The organism is Methylibium sp. Root1272 (assembly GCF_001425905.1).
In the GTDB taxonomy this organism is placed as follows: Bacteria; Pseudomonadota; Gammaproteobacteria; order Burkholderiales; family Burkholderiaceae_C; genus Methylibium.
The window spans coordinates 32,502-51,704 of record NZ_LMDY01000013.1; the positions used below are offsets into that span (position 1 = coordinate 32,502).

A 19,203-nucleotide genomic window follows, 5' to 3' on the forward strand; every position below is an offset into this window, starting at 1 on the left:
CGGGCTGCCGGCGGCTCACCACCACGCGACAGCCCAGGCGAGCGCCAGGCTGACGATCAGCGCCAGCGCGACGCGCAGCGCATAGGCGCGGCCCCCGGCCACCACCGCCACACCGCAGCGCGTCAGCGTGTTGGCGCTGACGGCGAGCAGCACGCCGTGCAGCAAGGTCTCGGTCGGCAGTTCGCCCGCCGCGTGCAGCGCGGCCAGCGACGCGACCGGCGCATGCGCATCGACCAGCGCAGCAAGCACCACGCTCAGCTCGAGGCCGACATCGCCGTAATGACGCTGCGCGTTGCCCACCAGCAGCGCGACGACGCCGAGCGTCAGTGCCACCGCGAGGGCTTCTCGCGGTCGCAGCGCGCTGCGCGGCGGGCCCGTCGGGGGTTCGTGCAGCGCCCCGGCCGTGCGCAGCGACAGCAGCCCGACCGCCAGCGCGCCCGCCGCGCCGGCCAGCGCGGGCAGCAGCAGGGCCGCCGCGGCCGGCGGCGACAGCAGGGCACTGATCAGCAGCGCCTGCAGCCAGGTGGCCACGCCGGACAGCGCCGCGCCACCGGCCAGCAACACCGCCTGCTCGGGCCGCTCACGAGCCCGTCCGCCGAGCGAGGCCACCGTGGCGGTGCTGGACACGAAGCCCGACACCAGCCCGGCCGCCAGCACGCCACCGCGCGGCCCCAGCGCGCGCAGCGCGACCTGTCCGGCGGCCTGCATCGCCAGGATCAGCAGCACCAGCGCGGCCAGCGGGCGGGGATCGATCCCGCCCAGCACATCGAGCGGGCGCGCCGGGATCAGGGGCAGCACGATCAGCGCCAGCGCCGTCAGCAGCAGGCCATCGTGCAGTTCCTGCTCGCTGAGCAGTTGGGTCGCGAAGCGGTGCAGGCGCTCGCGCGCCGCCAGCAGCACTGCCAGGCCGGCACCACAGGCCGCCCCGAGCGCCGGCGAGAGGACCGACTGGACGCCGATCAGGTAGGTGGTGAACAGCGCCAGCTCGGTGGTCAGGCCCGGGTCGCGAGAACGGCTCTTCGCATACGACAGCGCGGCCAGCCCGGCCACCAGCAAGGCGCCGGCGATCACCAGCCCCGGCACCGGCAACCACTGGGCCAGGCCCCCAGTGGCGGCCGCGACGGCAAAGCTGCGCAGGCCCGCGGCCTCGCGGTCGGCGCCACGGCCCTTGCGGCGCTCGCGTTCGATGCCGATCAGCAGGCCGGCGCCGAGCGCCACCGCGAGCCCGAGGGTGCCGTCCGGCAGCGTGACCCCGCTCACAGGTCCAGCGCCGCGCCGTGTTCCGGGACCGACACGCGCCAGCCCAGCTCGTCCTGGATGCGCAGCCGCAGCGTGTCGGCCGCCGCCGGCTCGCCGTGGACCACGAAACAGCGCTCAGGAGGCGACTCGAAGCCGCGCAGCCAGTCCATCAGCCCGTCGGCATCGGCATGGCCGGAGATGCCCTCGAGGTGGCTCACGGTGGCCTTCACCGCGATGTACTCGCCGTGGATCTTGACCTCGCGCGCACCGCCCACCAGCGCCGCGCCGCGCGTGCCGCCGACCTGGAAGCCGGGGAACACGATGTGGTTGCGCGGGTTCGGCGCCAGCGCCTTCAGGTGGTGCAGCACGCGCCCGCCGGTGGCCATGCCGCTGGCCGAGATGATGACCTTGGGCCAGCGCTGGCGCGTCAGGCGCTCGGACGCCTCGGGCCCGGCGACCAGCGTCACGTCGTCGGTCAGCGTGGCGGCCTCGCGGGGCGTGATGCGCAGCAGCTTGCGGTGGCGCTGGTAGAGCACGGTCGCGGTGGTCGCCATCGGGCTGTCCAGGAACACCGGCAGGTCGGCCGGCAGCTCGCCGGCCGCCTTGAGCCGCTGCAGCACGAGCAGCAGCGCCTGCGCACGGCCGACGGCGAACGAGGGCAGCAGTACGCTGCCGCCGCGCCGCACCGTGGCGCGGACGATCTCGCCCAGGTGCGCCTGCACGTCGTCGCGCGGATGGCGGCGGTTGCCGTAGGTCGACTCGATCAGCAGCACGTCGGCCTGCGCCACGCGGCCCGGCGCGGGCATCAGCAGGTCGTCGCCGCGACCGAGATCGCCCGAGAACACCAGCGTGCGGCCGTTCGCGCGCACGCTCACCGACATCGCCCCCAGCAGGTGGCCGGCGGGCGTGAACTCGATGCGGGCATCGCCGACGCGCACCCCGCGCCCGGCCGGGGCCACGCCGATGCGGGCGATGGCGCGCTTGGCGTCGGCCACGCCGTACAGCGGCAGGGCCGGCGCGTGGCGCGACCAGCCGCCGCGGTTGGCGCGGCGCGCGTCCTCCTCCTGCAGGTGGGCGCTGTCGAGCAGCAGCACCTCGGCGAGGTCGCGCGTGGCGGCAGAGGCGTACACCGGGCCCTTGAAGCCCTGCTTCACCAGCACCGGCAGCCAACCGCAGTGGTCGAGGTGGGCGTGGCTCAGCACGACCGCGTCGATCTGCGCCGGCAGCACCGCCAGCGGCGCCCAGTTGCGCTCGCGCAGCGTCTTGTAGCCCTGGAACAGGCCGCAGTCGAGCAGCACGCGCGCGCCGCCCATCTCGACCAGGTGCTTCGAGCCGGTGACGGTGTCGGCAGCGCCGAGGAAGGTGAGCTTCATGCGTGTCGGTGGCCCGCGGGCCGGTGCATCGGACACACTGCACTCTGGCACAGCCGGCGCGCAACGGCGCCACGACTCGCTGGCGGCTGACCTGGATCAAGCTCACGCTCCGTCGCCGGCCGCTCGGCCGCGCGCCGTCACACCTGCATCAGCTCCTGCCGCACCGCGTACAGCGCCAGCTCCACGTCGTTGCGCACGCCGGTCTTCTCGAGGATGCGGGCGCGGTAGGTGCTCACCGTGTTGGACGACAGCACCAGCTGCTCGGCGATCTCGCCGACGCTCTTGCCGGCGGCGAGCAGACCGAACACCTGGTACTCGCGGTGCGACAGGCGCTCGTGCAGCGGCGCTTCGTCGTCGCCGACGCCACCCTTCCTGCTGCCGATACCGGCCCCCACCGCGCCCGCCAGCTGCTCGGCGACGCTGGGCGTGATGAAGAGCTTGCCCTGCGCCACCCTGCGGATGGCGTCGATCATCTGCTCGCTGTCGGCGCTCTTGTTCAGGTAGCCGGCCGCGCCGAGCTTGAGGCTGCGCACCGCGTACTGCCGGTCGGGATAGGTGCTGAGCATGAGGACCGGCAGCCTGGGGAACTCGGCCTTCAGCGACTTCAGCACGTCGAGCCCGTCACGCTGCGGCATCGCGATGTCGAGCAGCACCACATCGGGCGGCGTGCCGGCGGCGGCGCCGGCACGCACCAGGGCCATCGCATCGGGGCCGTTGCCGGCCTCGCCGGCCAGCGCGATGTCGCCGGCGTCGGCCAGGATCTGCTTGATGCCCTGGCGCACGATCACATGGTCGTCGCAGATGACCACGCGGATCATGGCCGCTCCTCGAGCGCGAGCGGCATCACCAGCCGCACCAGCGTGCCCTGGCCGGGCGCACTGTCGATCGTGAGGCGCCCGCCGAAGTGCGCCGCGCGCTCGCGCATGCCCATCACGCCGTAGCTGCGCGGGTCGTTCAACGCCTCGGGGGTGGTGCCGACGCCGTCGTCGCGCACGTCGAGGTAGAGCACCGGCGCGGGCGGCGCATCGACCGCGATGCGGATGCCGACGCGCCGTGCCTTCGCGTGGCGCGCGATGTTCGACAGCAGCTCCTGGAAGATGCGGAACACCGCGATCGCCAGCCCGCCCTCGGGCGGCGCGACGCCGGCGGCCACGTGGACCTGGATGTCGGCCTCCAGCTCGGCGCTCTCCAGCCACTCCTGGGCCTGCCACTCCAGCGCGGCCCACAGGCCCTGGTGGTCGAGGATGCTGGGCCGCAGGTCGGTGATGATGCGACCGACCTTGTCGACCGCGGTGTCGATCAGCGCCCCCATGCCTTCGCACTTGGCGGCCAGCGGCAGGCGGTCGGTGACGCGCTTCTCGAGCCAGTTGACATCCATCTTCAGGGCCACCAGCAGCGAGCCGAGCTCGTCGTGGATCTCGCGCGCGATGCGGGTGCGCTCCTCTTCTCGCACCGTCTCCAGGTAGGCCGAGAGCTGGCGTCGCTGCGCGAGCGCGTCGCTCAGCGCGCGGGTGCGCTCGGCGACGCGCTGCTCCAGCCGGTCATTCGTGCGTTCGAGTTCGCGCTTGGCGCGCACCAGCTGCTCCTCGGCCTGCTTGCGCGCGGTGATGTCGACGAAGGTGACCACCGCACCCACCACCACGCCGGCCTCGACGATGGGATAGGACGAGTACTCGGCCTGGAAGGGGCTGCCGTCGGCGCGCCACAGCACCTCGTGGTCGATGCGGCACGGCAGCCCGCGACGGAAGGCGTTGAAGATCGGGCAGTCGGCCTCGGGGTAGTGCGCGCCGTCGCCGTGCGAGTGATGAATCAGCGCGTGCATGTTGCGGCCGAGCACCTCTTCGGTGCGGTAGCCCAGGGACTGGGCGGCGGCGCGGTTCACGAAGGTGCAGCAGCCGTCGATGTCGATGCCGAAGATGCCGTCGCCGGTCGATTCGAGCAGCAGCGTGAGACGGTCCTGCCACGGCGTGCCGTCGTGGCGCGGCACTGCCCGCGGCGACGCCGGGGCGGGCAGCAGGGCGGCAGGTTCGTGCGAACAGACGTGCATGCGCGACGTGGCGCAAGCCGTGTGCCACCGATCGAAGCGGGCCGCAAGGGTTTGCCCGCCTGCCCGCGCGGTGTTGCAAGAGCTTGCCGACAGGCGCCACGTCTGGGGCTATCCTCGATCGACGTGATGCTCCGGCCCCCGGCCGACCGTCGAGATGCCCGCTGTTCCTGCCGCCCGCGCCAAGAACGACGCCGATCGTGTGGCCCACCTGCGCCGCTTCGAGATCCTCGACAGCCTGCCCGAGGGCGCCTACGACGACATCGTGGCGCTGGCCTCGCAGCTTTGCGGCACGCCGATCGCGCTGATCTCGCTGGTCGACGCCGAGCGCCAGTGGTTCAAGGCCCGCGTCGGTCTCGACGCGCAGGAAACCCCGCGCGACCTGGCCTTCTGCGACCATGCCCTGCTGCAGCCGGACACGGTGTTCACGATCCCCGACGCCCACGCCGACCCGCGCTTCGCCGACAACCCACTGGTCACCGGGCCGCCGCACATCCGCTTCTATGCCGGTGCGCCCATCCTCGTGGAGGGCGGGCTGCCGATGGGCACGGTGTGCGTGATCGACACGCAGCCGCGCGTGCTGGCGCCGGCCCAGGCCACGGCGCTGCGGGCCCTGGCGCGGCAGACCGCGGCGCTGCTAGCGCTGCGCGAGCGCACGCGCGTGGCGCAGCAGCAGGCGATCGAACTGGCACAGGCCACCGCCGAGGCGCAGCGCGAGCGGCAGCGCAGCGCGGAGCTGCTGGACCTGGTGCTGCGCGGCGGCAACCTCGGCCTCTGGGACATGGACGTGCCCACCAGCGCCTGGACCGCGAACGCGCGCGAGCGCGAGATGCTGGGCCATGCCGCCGACGAGGCCGGGCCGCGCACCACCGACTGGCGCACGCTGATCCATCCCGACGACTGGCCCCAGGTGCTGGCCGCGCTGCAGGCCCACCTGGGCGGTAGCGCGCCGGCCTTCCAGTGCGAGCACCGCATGCGGCACCGCGCGGGCCACTGGATTTGGGTGCAGAGCCATGCGGTGGTCGTCGACCGCAGCGCGGCCGGGCATCCGCTGCGCGTGGTCGGCACGCACCGCGACGTGACACGCCGCAAGGAGGCCGAGGCCGAGATCGAGCTGGCCCATGCGCGGCTGCAGCAGCTGTCGACGACCGATGCGCTGACCGGGGTGGGCAATCGGCGCCACTTCGACGACTGCCTGGCACGCGAGTGGTCGCGCAGCGCGCGGGCGCGCCAGCCGCTGGCGCTGCTGATGATCGACATCGACCACTTCAAGCTCTACAACGACCGCTACGGCCACCCCGCCGGCGACGAGTGCCTGCGTCGCGTGGCCGAGGTCATCACCGCCTGCGTCCGGCGCGGCGGCGAGATCGTGGCACGCTACGGCGGCGAGGAGTTCGCGGTGCTGCTGCCGGGCACGCCGATCGACGGCGCGCGCGCCGTCGCGCAGCGCTGCCTGCAGGCGCTGAACAATGCCGCGATCGAGCACCTGGCCTCGCCGACGGCCGGCGTGGTGACGCTGAGCATCGGCGTGGCCGCGCGGGTGGCGGGCAAGTCGATCGAGCCCGGCACGCTCGCCGACGCGGCGGACGCCGCGCTCTACGAGGCCAAGCGTGGCGGCCGGGCCCGGCTGGCCGTCGACACCGCGGGCTGAGCGCGGCGGGCCCATGCGATCAGGGCAGCGTGACGCGCATCTGCACCACGTAGCGCCGCTCGCGCGCGATCTCGGCGCTGGACAGCACGCCACGTTCACTGCGGCGCTCGCTGCCGCCGTCGCTGGCGACGGTGACCCACTCGCCGAGCGGCAGTTGCACCGTGGTCAGCAGGCCGGCGCGGTCGATGCTGCCCTCGGGCTGCGGCTGGCCCCGGAAGTCGTAGCGCGAGGACATGCCACCCGAAGCCAGCGCACTGGCCTCGGTGCGAACCTCCACCGTGACCGGTGAACCGCCGCCGGGCCAGCGCGGCCGCACCGCGACGCTGCGCCCGGTGTCGACATAGCTGCTGCCGGCGATCGCGCCGGGGCCGCCGGGCGTCCACACCACTTCCAGCCAGGTCAGCGGCACCGACGCGCCGACGTTCAGCAGGCCCTGCCCGCCGTTGAGCACGAGCAGCCGGTGCTGCGCGTCGCTCGATCTGTCGCCGCTGCGCGATTCGAGCGTGACGCCAGCGCGGCCGGACACCTGGCCGTCGGGCCCGACCGTCACCGCCCCCGAGCGCAGGCCGCCGCCACTGGCGGTGAAGCTGGACTCGTCGCCCTGGCGCACCTCGACCAGCAGGTTGCGCTGCGGCAGCGCGGCGGTCGGTGGCGCCGCGGCCACGATGCCGGGCCACGCCAGGGCGGCCAGGCCGAGCGCACACAGAAAGGCAGGCAGGGAACGAGACATGCCCAGAGCTTAGTACGCCATGGGCGAAGTGGTCCTCGCGCCTACCTGCTGCGCCGCGGCGCCGGGACCGCAGGCCGCGGTGCGTGGCGGGCGAGCAGCGCTGCCAGCGCCTCGGGATCGCTTTGCGCCAAGGCCTCGACAGCCGCCGACGCCGCCTCGCGCCGCTCCCGCCGCTGCCGGTCCTTGATCGTCTCCACCTCGGCGGCCAGCGTCCGCAGGCATTGCAGCGCGGCCTGCGCCTGCGCCGCGTGCTCGGGCGGGGCGTCGGGCTGCTGTCCGAGCACCACCTCGCTCAGCCAGCCGAGCTGCTTGCCGTAGCTGGCGACGTCGAACACCGCGCGCTCGATGTCGGCGTCGCCGGCCGTCGGGCGGATTCCGCTGAAGAGGTCCTGCGTGACCGCGCCGCTCAGCGGAAAGTGAAGTTGCGGTGCCCAGTGGAGCCAGAACCAGGGAAACATGGGCATCCTCCTCGATGGTCGTCGTCCGCGTGCGGGCGGGCGCCGCATCGGCGCCCGTTCAGGTCGGGGCGAGCTCGCACACCACCGCGTCGCCCAGGCGCAGCATGCCACCGACCAGCACCCGCGCGGTGACGCCGCCATGGCCCCGCACCGCGTTGTAGCCGCCGGGACCGAGGGCCTCCTCCATGCGCGAGCAGGGTTCGCACGGCCCGGAGACTTCGATCAACACGTCGGCGCCGATGCGCAGGCGCAGCGGCTGGTCGCGGAACAGCGTGCGCGCAGCCAGCAGGTTCAGGCCCGACACCACGAGGTTGCGGCGCAGCGCGTCCGCCGTCGTCACCGGCCGTCCCGCCAGTGCGGCGATGACCGGCAGGTGTTCGGCCTGCAGCAGCGTGACCTGGCGCTTGCCGCCGAGGCCGCGCCCCGCCGCGCTGCGATCACCCTGCAAACCGAGGCCGGCGAGCGCCTGCACGGACGCCACCGACTGCACCGTCGCGCGACGCTGCGGGCGCAGCAGGATGGCGTCGAGCCGTCCCGGTTGCGCGTGGCGTCGCGTCAGCTCGCGCAGCGACGGGGCCAGCGACGCCGCGGCCGCTTCGCTCACCGGCCGGCCAGCCACAGCAGCGCCAGCCCGACCGCCGCCGGCAGCGCCTGCACGTAGAGGATCTTGCGGCTGGCGGTGGCTGCGCCGTAAAGCCCCGCGACCAGCACGCACAGCAGGAAGAAGACCTTCACGCCGCTGCCGGCGGCGCCCAGGCTCAGGCCCCAGAACAGGCCGGCGGCGAGGAAGCCGTTGTAGAGCCCCTGGTTCGCGGCCAGCACCTTGGACGCCGCCGCCGCTTGCGGTGTCTGTCCGAAGGCGCGCCAGCCGGCCGGCTTGTCCCACAGGAACATCTCCAGCACGAGGATGTAGACGTGCAGCAGCGCGACAAGCGCCACCACGGTGTCGGCGAGCAGGGCCATGAGTGCGTCTCCTGAAGAAGGGTGGCAGACCGGTACGCCGGCCGGGGCCGCACGCGGCCCGATGATGCCGCGCGGCGGGCGCGCCGGCGATCGGCTCTCAAGGAAACGCCGGGCCGCCCCAAGTTTCCTTGAGAGCCGCGGGGGGCGGGCTGGGCGCAGCCCGGCCCTGGGGGTGCTCAGTGGCGCCCGGCGCGCTCCAGGTGCTGCAGCGGCAGCGCGGCGCCGGCCTTCACCTCGCCGAGCGAGAAGCTGGTGTGCAGGTCCTTGAAGTTGGGCAGGTTCAGCAGCGTCTCCAGCGCGAGCGCGGAGAAGGCGTCCAGGTCGGTCGTCATCACCTGCAGTTCGAAGGTGCCCGAGCCGCTGATGTAGTGGCAGGCGATGACCTGCGGGATGCGGCGGATCGCCTCCTCCAGCGCGCGCGTGGCCGCGGCGGTGTTGCGCTCGGCGTCGACGCGCACGAAGGCCAGCACGCCCAGGCCGATCTTGCGGCGGTCGATCTCGGCGCGGTAGCCGCGGATGTAGCCCTGCGTCTCCAGCCACTTCACGCGCCGCCAGGTCGGCGCGGTCGACAGGCCGATGCGCGCCGCCAGCTCGGCGTTCGACAGGCGCGCGTCCTGCTGCAGCGCGCCGAGGATCGCGACGTCGTAGCGGTCGAGCGCGGCGTGCGGCGCATCGCCGCTCGCCGGGTCCGCCAGGGCCTCCGCGGGCGCCGGCCGGGCCAGCGATCGGGCGATTCGGGTTTGCCCTGAAGTCGGCTTTTTCGATGCCATTTCTTTCTTTCTGAGCTTCTTTGAGCAACAACGTTGCCGCAAGCATGCCCCAGAGGGCACACAAAGAAAAGACATCCCCCCACGCTTTGCCTACACTGGCCGCAACGCCGCCGGTGACCGCGCCGGCAGCGGCGTGCGGCTCCGGGCGTCACGAGCGCCCGGGGCCGCAGCACCCTCCCCGCCGCCAGCTGGAGCCTCGACGCCATGAACGCGCCCCTTCCCGAGTCGATCCGTCTCGCCCTCGAGACGGTCACGCTCGACGACAAATACGCCCTCGAAACCGGGCAGGCCTTCATGAGCGGCGTGCAGGCGCTGGTGCGGCTGCCGATGCTGCAGCAGCAGCGCGATGCCGCCGCCGGACTGGACACCGCGGGCTTCGTCAGCGGCTACCGCGGCTCGCCGCTGGGCGGCTACGACCAGGCGCTGTGGGCGGCGAAGAAGCACCTCGCGGCCCACCAGGTGGTGTTCCAGCCGGGCGTCAACGAGGAACTGGCCGCGACCGCGGTGTGGGGCACCCAGCAACTCGCCCTGTACCCGCAGAGCAGGAAGCACGACGGCGTGTTCGGCATCTGGTACGGCAAGGGCCCGGGCGTGGACCGCTGCTCCGATGTCTTCAAGCACGCCAACATGGCGGGCACCGCGAAGCACGGCGGCGTGATCGCGATCGCCGGCGACGACCACATCGCCAAGAGCAGCACCGCCGCGCACCAGAGCGACCACATCTTCAAGGCCTGCGGGCTGCCGCTGTTCTTCCCGGCGAGCGTGCAGGAGATCCTCGACATGGGGCTGCACGCCTTCGCGATGAGCCGCTTCTCCGGTGTGTGGGCGGGCATGAAGACCATCCAGGAAGTGGTGGAGTCGTCCGCGTCGATCTCGGTCGACCCCGATCGCGTGAACATCGTGCTGCCGGAGGATTTCCCGATGCCCGCCGGCGGCCTGCACATCCGCTGGCCCGACGCGCCGCTGGAGCAGGAAGCGCGGCTGATGAACCACAAGTGGTACGCGGCGCTGGCCTACGTGCGCGCGAACCGGCTCAACCACACGGTGATCGACTCGCCGCACGCGCGGCTCGGGCTGATCGCCAGCGGCAAGGCCTACAACGACACGCGCCAGGCGCTGCACGACCTGGGCCTCGACGACGCGGCCTGCCGCCGCCTCGGCATCCGCCTGCACAAGGTGGGCGTGGTGTGGCCGCTGGAGGCCACGATCACGCGCGAGTTCGCCACCGGGCTGCAGGAGATCCTGGTGATCGAGGAGAAGCGCCAGGTCATCGAGTACCAGCTGAAGGAAGAGCTCTACAACTGGCGTGCCGACGTGCGGCCCAACGTGCTGGGCAAGTTCGACGAATCGGAGGGCGACCTGTCGGGCGGCGAGTGGAGCCAGCCCAACCCCAGCGGCAACTGGCTGCTGCGCGCCCAGGCCGACCTGACGCCGGCGATCATCGCCCGCGCGATCGGCAAGCGGCTGCTCAAGCTCGGCGGGCTCGATGGCGACACGCGCGCTCACGTCGAGGCGCGGCTGGCGCTGATCGACGCGAAGGAGCGCGCGCTGGCCGCGAACACGCAGGACACCGGCGATCGCGCACCGTGGTTCTGCAGCGGTTGCCCGCACAACACCAGCACGCGCGTGCCCGAGGGCTCGCGCGCGGTGGCCGGCATCGGCTGCCACTACATGACGGTGTGGATGGACCGCAGCACCACCACCTTCTCTCAGATGGGCGGCGAGGGCGTGAGCTGGGTCGGTCAGGCGCCGTTCACCACCGACCGCCACGTGTTCGCCAACCTCGGCGACGGCACCTACTACCACTCGGGCCTGCTGGCGGTGCGCCAGAGCATCGCGGCGAAGGTGAACATCACCTACAAGATCCTGTTCAACGACGCAGTCGCGATGACCGGCGGCCAGCCGGTCGACGGCACGCTGCACGTGCCCGAGATGACGCGCGAACTCGACGCCGAGGGCGCGAAGCGCATCGTCGTCGTGACCGACGAGCCGCGCAAGTACGACGGCGTCACCGGCCTCGCGCCGGGCGTGACGGTGAAGCACCGCGACGAGCTCGACGCGGTGCAGCGCGAGTTGCGCGAGCTGCCCGGCTGCACCATCCTCATCTACGACCAGACCTGCGCCACCGAGAAGCGGCGCCGCCGCAAGCGCGGCACGATGGCCACGCCGGCCGAGACGGTGGTGATCAACGAGCTGGTGTGCGAGGGCTGCGGCGACTGCTCGGTGCAGAGCAACTGCCTGTCGGTCGAGCCGGTGGAGACGCCGTTCGGCCGCAAGCGCCGCATCAACCAGAGCAGCTGCAACAAGGACTACTCCTGCCTGAAGGGCTTCTGCCCGAGCTTCGTGACGGTGACCGGCGGCACGCCGAAGAAGCCGCAGCGCGACGCCTCGCACGACCCGCACCGCGGCCCACCGCTGCCGGAGCCGGTGCTGCCGGTGGCCGAGACCGCCTGGGGCATCGTGGTCGCCGGCGTCGGCGGCACCGGTGTCATCACGATCGGCCAGCTGCTGGGCATGGCGGCCCACCTCGAAGGCAAGGGCATCGTGACGCAGGACGCCGCCGGGCTGGCGCAGAAGGGCGGCGCGACCTGGAGCCACATCCAGATCGCCAACCGGCCCGAGGCCATCTACTGCACCAGGGTCGGCACCGCCGAGGCCGACCTGGTGATCGCCTGCGACCCGATCGTCGCGGCCAAGAAGGACACGCTCGCAGTGATGCGCGAGGGCCGCACCCACGTGGCGCTGAACACCCACGGTGCGCCGACCGCCGCCTTCGTCGGCAACCCCGACTGGCAGTTCCAGGGCGGCCGCTGCGAGACGGTGATCGAGCAGGCCTGTGGCGGCGCCGCGCAGGTGGGCAGGTTCGACGCCGACCGGTTGGCGACCGCGTTGCTGGGCGATGCGATCTACACCAACCCGCTGATGCTGGGCTATGCGTGGCAGAAGGGCTGGGTGCCGCTGAGCCAGGCTGCGCTGCTGCGCGCGATCGAGCTCAACGGCGTGCAGGTCGAGCTGAACAAGGCCGCGTTCGCCTGGGGCCGGCGTGCCGCCCACGACCTGGCCGCGGTGCAGGCCCTCACCGCCACGGCGCAGGTGATCGCCTTCGTGAAGAAGCCCGCGCTGGACGAGCTGCTGGCCACGCGCGTCGACTTCCTCACCGGCTACCAGAACGCGGCCTACGCGCAGACCTACCGCGCCTTCGTCGACAAGGTGCGCGCCGCCGAGGCGCCGCTGAAGTCGACCCGGCTCGCCGAGACGGTGGCGCGCTACCTGTTCAAGCTGATGGCCTACAAGGACGAGTACGAGGTGGCGCGCCTGCACGTCGACCCGGCCTTCCACGCGAAGATCGCCGCGCAGTTCGACGGCGAGGTGAAGCTGGGCTACCACCTGGCGCCGCCGGGGCTGGCGAAGAAGAACGCCCGGGGCGAGCCGCTGAAGCGGCGCTACGGCCCGTGGATGCTGAGCGCCTTCCGGCTGCTCGCACGGCTCAAGGGCCTGCGCGGCACCGGTTTCGATCCCTTCGGCCGGACCGAGGAGCGCCGCACCGAGCGCGCGCTGATCGACGAGTACCGCGCCTGCATCGACGAGTTGCTGGCAACGCTGGACCCGCAGCGGCTCGCGCTGGCGGTCGAGATCGCGGCGATCCCGGAGGACATCCGCGGCTACGGCCACGTGAAGGCCCGGCACCTGGTAGCCGCACGGGCGAAGTGGAGCGGCCTGATGGTGCAGTGGCGTGCCGGGCCGGCGCAACGCACGGCGGCCTGAGCGCGCCAGAGGACTCGCGGGCATGTCGGTCCGGCCGCAGCCATTCGCGGCGATCGAAGACGCACAACGGCACGACGCGCACTCGCGCCTGCCCTTCCACCTGGGCGGTCAGCCGGTGGGCTCGGTGGCCCGCGGTGCGCTCGCGGCGCTGCAGGCGCAGGCACCCTGGCTGGAGGTGCACGACGGGCGGCTGAGCACCGCGCTGCGCGACGAGGCGCTCGACGCCGCGTTCGCCGTCACGCACGCGGCGCTGCGCGAGTGCGGCCTGGTCACCGGCTGGCGCGACGAGACCTACGCCATCGTGCCGGTCTACGGCGCGCCGGCGCTCGCGCTGATCGAGCGCGCGGCGGCGCGCTTCTGGGGCACGCTGACCTTCGGCGCGCATGCCAACGGCTACGTCGCCGGCCCCGATGGCCGCCCGAGCCACCTGTGGATCGCCCGGCGCTCGCCGCACAAGCCCACCGACGCAGGCAAGTTCGACAACCTGATCGGCGGTGGCGTGCCGCACGGCCAGACGCCGTTCGAGACGCTGGTGCGCGAAGGCTGGGAAGAAGCGGGCCTGGCCGCCGACCTCGTGCGCCGGGCCACGCGCGGCCGGGTCATCGACCTGCGGCGCACGCTGCCCGACTGCGCCGGCCACGGCCTGCAGCGCGAGCAGGTGTTCGTCTACGACCTGGCGCTGCCGGCCGGCCTGCAGCCGCGCAACCAGGACGGCGAGGTCGCCGAACTGCAGTTGCTGCCGGTGGCGGAGGCGCTGGAACTGGCGGCCGGCGACACGATGACGGTCGATGCCGCGCTGGTGACGCTGGATTTCGCGCTGCGCTGGAGGCTGGTCGACGCGCACGAGCATGCCGCGCTCACGGCGCGCGCGGCCGGGCTGTTCGGCGCGATGCCGGACTGAGCAGGCGCGGCGCGCTCTCAAGGAAACGTCGGGCCGCCCCAGGTTTCCTTGACCCCCGCGGGGGGCGGGCTGGGCGCAGACCGGCCCTGGGGGTGCTCAGAACTCGAACAGCGTGAGCCCCAGCCCGAGGCTGGTCTGGCGGAAGTTGTAGTCGAGCAGCGTCTCGCCGTAGCCGCTGAAGAGTTGCACGTACCAGCGCAGTGCGCGCGGGCTGGACGGGTCGACCGGGTAGGTCCAGTCGAGCTGCACCGCGCCGCGCTTGAAGTCGCGGAAGTTGGTGCGCCACAGCAGCGCGGTGGTGGCGCGCCCGGGTGTCCAGTTCAGCGTGATGTCGCCGCGGCCGCGGTAGCTGGTGAGGTCGGGGTTGTCGTCGTCGCTGGCGTCCTCGCTCACGCGGCGGTTCAGGCGCATCGTGATCGACACGTCGTCGCGCTCGAAACCCGCGCCGGCATAGAAGCGGTTCCAGCTGCGCGACAGGGGCACGGTCTGCCCGTTCGACTGGTGGGCGAAGGCGACCATGCCGTAGCGCCACTGCCAGCCCCAGGGCAGCGCACGCAGGCCCTCGGGCACCGGCACGACGTACATCACCTCCGGCTCGTAGTCGCTGCTGCGGAAGGGCGCGGAATCGCCCTTGTTGTAGAGCTGCCAGAGCGACTGCTGCGTGTAGCCGACCCAGAGGTCGGCGCCGGGCAGCAGCACGTTCTGCGCGACCTTGGTCCGCAGCGAAAGCTGGAACTTGGCCTCGATCTTCTTGTAGTCGGCCAGCTGCGCGCTGTGCCCCGGCGCCGGGCTGGTCGGGTGGGTGTTGATGCGGGTGGTCACGTGCACCGGCAGCAGGAAGTTAGGCCGGTAGCCGGTGAAGTTGAAGGTGCCACGCTTGTCGGCCTCGTCGAGTTCCCAGTACTTGGACAGGAAACTCGGCGACGGCGTCGGCGGGCCCTGCAGGCCGGTTCCGGCGATGGGCGCCGCCGGCCGCGACACGACGTCGGGCGTGCGACCCGCCGGCACCGCCGGCACCACTGCGGCATCGCGGCCCGCCAGGCGGTCGTAGCAGGCCAGGCGCAGGCCGTCGTCGGTGAGCGCCGCGCAGTCGGCCAGCGTCTGCGGCGCCTCGTCCTGTGCCAGCGCGGCAGCGCAGGTCAAGGCCGGCAGCAGGACGGTCAATGCGGTCAACTTCATCGGGGGTCGGCTTCGCGGTTCGGTTCGGGTCGGCAGGGCCGGCCGATTCTGCGGGACAGCCCTCGTCCCGGCGGTGCCGCGGGGCTTGCCGCATCAAACTCTTGCATTTTTTGAAGTATCGCGACAAGCCCTGTGAACTTGCGGGGCTCAAACACTCACTACAGTCCGTGCACTTCGACGCCCCGCTTCCCGCATGAGCACACCGACCGTCAGTCCCCGCTACACCGGCACCGCGATCGCCCTGCACTGGCTGCTGGCGCTGGCCATCCTGGGCAGCATGGGCTTCGGCTGGTACATGAGCGACCTGCCGTTCTCGCCGCAGCGCCTGAAGTTCTACAACTGGCACAAGTGGGCCGGCGTCACCATCCTCACGCTGTCCTTGCTGCGCCTGCTGTGGCGCCTGACTCACCGCCCCCCGGCGCTGCCGGCGACGATCGTCACCGCGATGCCGTCGTGGCAGCTGCGGGCCTATCACGCGACCCACCACCTGATGTACCTGCTGTTCTTCGCGGTGCCGCTGGTCGGCTGGGCGTACAGCTCGATGGCCGGCTTCCCGATCGTGTGGTTCGGCGTGCTGCCGCTGCCCGACTTCGTGCCGGTCGACAAGGAACTGGCCAAGCTGGTCAAGCCCTTCCACGCGATCCTGGCCTACACGCTGCTGGCGCTGGTGGTGCTGCACGTGGCGGCCGCACTGAAGCACCATTTCATCGACCGCGACGGCCTGCTGACCCGCATGCGGCCGGGCCGCGCCTGATGGACCGATCGATCGACCCCGAGGACCCTGCATGATCCGAAGCCGCTTTCCCCTCCCCCTGGTGGCGCTGGCCGCCGCCACCCTGGTGACCATGGCGCTCCCGGTGCGAGCCCAGACCCCCGTCGCGAAGCTGCTGCCCGCGCAGAGCGAGATCGGCTTCGTCAGCAAGCAGATGGGCGTGCCGGTGCAGGGCCAGTTCAAGAAGTTCGATGCCCAGGTCGCCTTCGATCCGAAGAAGCCCGAGACCGGCAAGATCGCCTTCGCGATCGACACCGGCAGCGCCACGATCGGCGACCGCGACACCGATGCCGAGATGAAGAAGGGCGACTGGTTCGACACGGCCAAGTTCCCGCAGGCGACCTTCCAGTCGTCCGCGATCAAGTCGCTGGGCGGCGGCAAGTTCGAGGTGGCCGGCAAGCTCGCGATCAAGGGCAGCAGCCGCGACGTGCTGGTGCCGGTCACGCTGACACAGGCCGGCGGCACCAGCACCGCCACCGGCGCCTTCGCCATCAAGCGCCTGGAATTCAAGATCGGCGCCGGCGACTGGGGCGACACCTCGATGGTCGCCGACGAAGTGCAGGTGAAGTTCAAGCTCGCGCTGACCGGCGTGGGCGCGCTGTGACCGGCGCGCCCTCCGCGTCCTCCTTTCCGACCGTTCCTCAACCCTCCCCTTTCAGGACCCCAGAATGAAGAAGCAACTTCTCGCCGCCGCCGCCACCGTCCTCGCCTGCTTCGCCGGTGCGGCCCAGGCCCAGAGCGCGAGCTACGCGATCGATCCCGGCCACACCTTCGTGACCTTCGAGGTGCTGCACTTCGGCACCTCCACCGCGCGCGGCCGCTTCGACAAGAAGGAAGGCACGGTGGCGTTCGACCGGGCCGGCAAGACCGGCAAGGTCGACATCACCATCGACATGGCCTCCATCAACACCGGCGTGGCGGGGTTCAACACCCACCTGAGCGGCAAGGACTTCTTCAACGCGGCCGAGTTCCCGACCGCGAAGTTCACGTCCGACAAGTTCAGCTTCGCCGGCGACAAGGTGAGCGAGGTGAGCGGCACGCTCACGCTGCTGGGCAAGAGCAACCCGGTCACGCTGAAGGCGGCCAACTTCAACTGCTACGAGAACCCGCGCCTCAAGCGCGAGGTCTGCGGCGGCGACTTCGAGACCACGATCCTGCGCAGCCAGTACGGCATGGGCTACGGCCTGCCGAACATCCCCGACAGCGTGCGCCTGACGGTGCAGATCGAGGCCGTCAAGCAGTAAGTAAGGTACGGCGGGGACCGCGCACGGCCCCCGCTCTTGCGCACAATCGGCGCATGCGTGTCCTGACCGCCGCTGTCGCCTGCTTCACCCTCCTGCTGGCGGGTCTGGCCCTCGTGGCCACGCCAGCGGCGGCCGAACCGGCGCGCTACACGCTCGACCCGGCGCACAGCTGGGTGCAGTTCGAGCTGTCGCACTTCGGCACCTCGACGATCCGCGGGCGGCTGGGGCCGGCCGAGGGCAGCGTCAGCCTCGACCGCAGCGCGGGCCGCGGCGAGATCGGCGTGACGATCCCGATGGCCGCGGTCAGCACCGGCCTCGCGATGTTCGACAGGCACCTGCGCGACGGCGAACTGCTGTCCACCACCGAGCACCCGACCGCCTGGTTCGTCTCGCGCGACCTGCGCTTCGACGCCGACCGGCTCACGGAGCTGCGCGGCGAGCTGACGCTGCGCGGCGTGAGCCGCGGCCTGACGCTCACCGCCGTCCGCTTCGCGTGCTACCGCCATCCGGTGCTGCAGCGCGAAGTCTGCGGCGGTGACTTCGAGGGTCGCTTGAGGCGCAGCGACTTCGGCATCGACTACGGCCTGCCCTTCGTGCGGGACGAGGTGACGCTGCGGGTGCAGGTGGAAGGCGTGCGCGGCGATCCGGCGCCCTGAATCGGGCCGGTCCTGCTGCAGGGCGCCCCCCTCGACGGTGGGAGGGCCAAAGTCGCACACTCGCGAGAACATCGCGACCGCGCCACGCACCCCGCGCCTGCGCCCTGCCCCTTGCGAGGATCTCCGCCATGACGACCCCAGCCACCCCCTGCCGCGGCCCGCGCCGGCGGCCCGTTCCGATCGCTGTCGCGCTGGTGCTGTGCAGCGTCGCAGCCGTCGCCCAGCAACCGCCCGCCAAGGGGCCGTCGAAGCCACCGGTCGCGCAGGCCTGGATCGACGTCGCCACCTTCAGCGGCATGGGGGCCGGTCTCGGCGGCATCGGCGCCGGCGGCGGCAACAACCCGTTGTCGGCGCTGGGCGGCCTGTTCGGTGTGGGCGGCGGCAGCAACGTGCCCTTCCTGTCGACGCAATCCGGCGGCAGCGGTGGCCGCTACGTGGACGTCACGCTCGCGACGCGCGCCAACCCGCAGCTGGCCGAGGGCACGCAGGCGGTCCCGCCCGGGCTGCAGATCGGTCCGGTGCTCAAGCTGCTGTCACCGAAGGACGCGAAGCCGGCGCCCGGCGACGATGGCGACGAGCGCGTCGAGGAGCCGTCCGAGAAGCCCAAGGGCCGGCTGCTGCTGTACTGGGGCTGTGGCGACACCGTGCGCGCCGGCCAGCCGCGCGTGCTCGACGTGGCCAAGCTCAAGCCCGAGGACGTGGCCAAGTTCTTCATCTCCCGCCGCGCCACGCAGCGCGGCGCGCACAGCGCCACCGGCCGGCCGCACTGGCCCAACCCGAGCGAGGGCAAGCGCGTGCCCGACGGCGGCTCGCTGGTCGGCGAGCACGAGTTCAAGGGCCAGGGTGTGCCCGAAGGCTTCAAGTTCGCGATCGCTGCCGCCACCGACCTGATGCCCGCACTCGCGCTGACCACCGCCGACAAGGCCGGCGCCACCGCCCTCGAATGGAATGCGCTGCCGACCGCGCGCGGCTACTTCGCCGGCGCCTTCGCCGGCAAGGGCGAGCAGGCCGACGGCGCCAGCGAGATGGTGATCTGGACCTCGAGCGAGCTGCCCGACACCGGCTTCGGCCTGTTCGACTACCAGACCAATTCGGCGGTCGAGCGCTGGGTCAAGGAACGCGTGCTGCTCGCGCCGTCGACCACCCGCTGCACCGTGCCCAAGGGCGTGCTGCCGGCCGAAGGCTCCTTCCTGCGGCTGATCGCCTACGGCCCCGAGCTCAACCTCGCGCACCCGCCGCGCCCGGCCGACCCCAAGGCGGTGTGGGAACCGCAGTGGGCGGTGAAGCTGCGCATCAAGTCGATGACCACCGCGATGCCGGGCATGCCCTCGATGGGCGACGTGATGAAGGGCGAGGGCGGCAGCACGCCCGCCTCGCCGCAACCGGCCGAGGACAAGAAGAAGCCCGGCGCGCTCGATCTGCTGCGCGGCGTGCTCGGCCGCTGAGCACCACCGTCAG

At 72.2% G+C, this 19,203-nt stretch carries 18 protein-coding genes; 8 read left to right on the top strand and 10 right to left on the bottom strand.

What is annotated here, in order from left to right:
- Nucleotides 1-15: 15 nt before the first annotated feature.
- From ASC67_RS09155 to ASC67_RS09170, 4 genes are all read right to left on the bottom strand, one after another.
- Nucleotides 16-1,260 carry a DUF4010 domain-containing protein gene (locus ASC67_RS09155; RefSeq protein WP_056318410.1) on the bottom strand — a complete coding sequence of 415 codons (1,245 nt, stop codon included), beginning with the start codon at nucleotides 1,258-1,260 and terminating at the stop codon, nucleotides 16-18.
- On the bottom strand, nucleotides 1,257-2,612 hold the full coding sequence (locus tag ASC67_RS09160; RefSeq protein ID WP_056318413.1) for an MBL fold metallo-hydrolase RNA specificity domain-containing protein: 1,356 nt from the start codon (nucleotides 2,610-2,612) through the stop codon (nucleotides 1,257-1,259). Before ASC67_RS09160 ends, ASC67_RS09155 begins: the two co-directional genes overlap by 4 nt.
- Before the next feature lie 137 nt (nucleotides 2,613-2,749).
- On the bottom strand, nucleotides 2,750-3,430 hold the full coding sequence (locus tag ASC67_RS09165; RefSeq protein WP_036235314.1) for a response regulator transcription factor: 681 nt from the start codon (nucleotides 3,428-3,430) through the stop codon (nucleotides 2,750-2,752).
- Complete coding sequence (locus tag ASC67_RS09170) at nucleotides 3,427-4,659, bottom strand: PAS domain-containing sensor histidine kinase (protein ID WP_056318417.1); 1,233 nt, start codon at nucleotides 4,657-4,659, stop codon at nucleotides 3,427-3,429. The genes ASC67_RS09165 and ASC67_RS09170 overlap by 4 nt, the downstream gene beginning before the upstream one ends.
- 154 nt (nucleotides 4,660-4,813) lie before the next feature.
- Between ASC67_RS09170 and ASC67_RS21195 the strand changes: the two genes are divergently transcribed.
- Nucleotides 4,814-6,307 (top strand): diguanylate cyclase domain-containing protein, encoded by a 1,494-nt coding sequence (locus ASC67_RS21195; protein ID WP_056318419.1) that lies wholly within the window; start codon nucleotides 4,814-4,816, stop codon nucleotides 6,305-6,307.
- A 19-nt stretch (nucleotides 6,308-6,326) separates the two neighbouring features.
- Here ASC67_RS21195 and ASC67_RS09180 read toward each other — a convergent pair whose 3' ends face one another.
- The 5 genes from ASC67_RS09180 to ASC67_RS09200 all read right to left on the bottom strand — a co-directional run bounded on the left by ASC67_RS09180 (nucleotide 6,327) and on the right by ASC67_RS09200 (nucleotide 9,228).
- Complete coding sequence (locus tag ASC67_RS09180) at nucleotides 6,327-7,037, bottom strand: hypothetical protein (RefSeq protein ID WP_056318421.1); 711 nt, start codon at nucleotides 7,035-7,037, stop codon at nucleotides 6,327-6,329.
- Nucleotides 7,038-7,078: 41 nt separating this feature from the next.
- Nucleotides 7,079-7,495, bottom strand: a complete 417-nt coding sequence (locus tag ASC67_RS20900; protein ID WP_056318424.1) for a hypothetical protein — start codon at nucleotides 7,493-7,495, stop codon at nucleotides 7,079-7,081.
- Between the two features lie 58 nt (nucleotides 7,496-7,553).
- Complete coding sequence (locus ASC67_RS09190) at nucleotides 7,554-8,099, bottom strand: MOSC domain-containing protein (RefSeq protein ID WP_235566280.1); 546 nt, start codon at nucleotides 8,097-8,099, stop codon at nucleotides 7,554-7,556.
- Entirely contained in the window at nucleotides 8,096-8,458 is a 363-nt protein-coding gene (locus ASC67_RS09195) for a DUF1304 domain-containing protein (RefSeq protein ID WP_056318427.1), read from the bottom strand. Before ASC67_RS09195 ends, ASC67_RS09190 begins: the two co-directional genes overlap by 4 nt.
- Nucleotides 8,459-8,634: 176 nt before the next feature.
- Nucleotides 8,635-9,228: an Lrp/AsnC family transcriptional regulator gene (locus ASC67_RS09200; protein ID WP_200946878.1), complete on the bottom strand. Its 594-nt coding sequence runs from the start codon at nucleotides 9,226-9,228 to the stop codon at nucleotides 8,635-8,637.
- A 204-nt stretch (nucleotides 9,229-9,432) separates the two neighbouring features.
- On the opposite strand from ASC67_RS09200, the gene ASC67_RS09205 reads away from it, so the two are divergent.
- Together ASC67_RS09205 and ASC67_RS09210 are read left to right on the top strand one after the other, a co-directional pair.
- Nucleotides 9,433-12,993, top strand: a complete 3,561-nt coding sequence (locus ASC67_RS09205; protein WP_056318429.1) for an indolepyruvate ferredoxin oxidoreductase family protein — start codon at nucleotides 9,433-9,435, stop codon at nucleotides 12,991-12,993.
- 22 nt (nucleotides 12,994-13,015) lie between these two features.
- Nucleotides 13,016-13,894 carry an NUDIX hydrolase family protein gene (locus ASC67_RS09210; protein ID WP_056318432.1) on the top strand — a complete coding sequence of 293 codons (879 nt, stop codon included), beginning with the start codon at nucleotides 13,016-13,018 and terminating at the stop codon, nucleotides 13,892-13,894.
- A 96-nt stretch (nucleotides 13,895-13,990) separates the two neighbouring features.
- On the opposite strand, the gene ASC67_RS09215 is transcribed toward ASC67_RS09210, so the two are convergent.
- Nucleotides 13,991-15,073, bottom strand: coding sequence for a phospholipase A (locus ASC67_RS09215; protein WP_056318435.1), 1,083 nt, complete (start codon nucleotides 15,071-15,073; stop codon nucleotides 13,991-13,993).
- A 193-nt stretch (nucleotides 15,074-15,266) separates the two neighbouring features.
- On the opposite strand from ASC67_RS09215, the gene ASC67_RS09220 reads away from it, so the two are divergent.
- The 5 genes from ASC67_RS09220 (at nucleotide 15,267) to ASC67_RS09240 (ending at nucleotide 19,190) form a co-directional block, all read left to right on the top strand.
- Nucleotides 15,267-15,827: a cytochrome b gene (locus tag ASC67_RS09220; protein ID WP_056318438.1), complete on the top strand. Its 561-nt coding sequence runs from the start codon at nucleotides 15,267-15,269 to the stop codon at nucleotides 15,825-15,827.
- A 31-nt stretch (nucleotides 15,828-15,858) separates the two neighbouring features.
- Complete coding sequence (locus ASC67_RS09225) at nucleotides 15,859-16,449, top strand: YceI family protein (protein WP_056318441.1); 591 nt, start codon at nucleotides 15,859-15,861, stop codon at nucleotides 16,447-16,449.
- 64 nt (nucleotides 16,450-16,513) lie between these two features.
- Nucleotides 16,514-17,089, top strand: coding sequence for a YceI family protein (locus tag ASC67_RS09230; RefSeq protein WP_056318444.1), 576 nt, complete (start codon nucleotides 16,514-16,516; stop codon nucleotides 17,087-17,089).
- Nucleotides 17,090-17,142: 53 nt separating this feature from the next.
- Nucleotides 17,143-17,745: a YceI family protein gene (locus ASC67_RS09235; RefSeq protein ID WP_056318449.1), complete on the top strand. Its 603-nt coding sequence runs from the start codon at nucleotides 17,143-17,145 to the stop codon at nucleotides 17,743-17,745.
- Nucleotides 17,746-17,873: 128 nt separating this feature from the next.
- Nucleotides 17,874-19,190, top strand: coding sequence for a hypothetical protein (locus ASC67_RS09240; RefSeq protein ID WP_056318452.1), 1,317 nt, complete (start codon nucleotides 17,874-17,876; stop codon nucleotides 19,188-19,190).
- Nucleotides 19,191-19,203 lie beyond the last annotated feature (13 nt).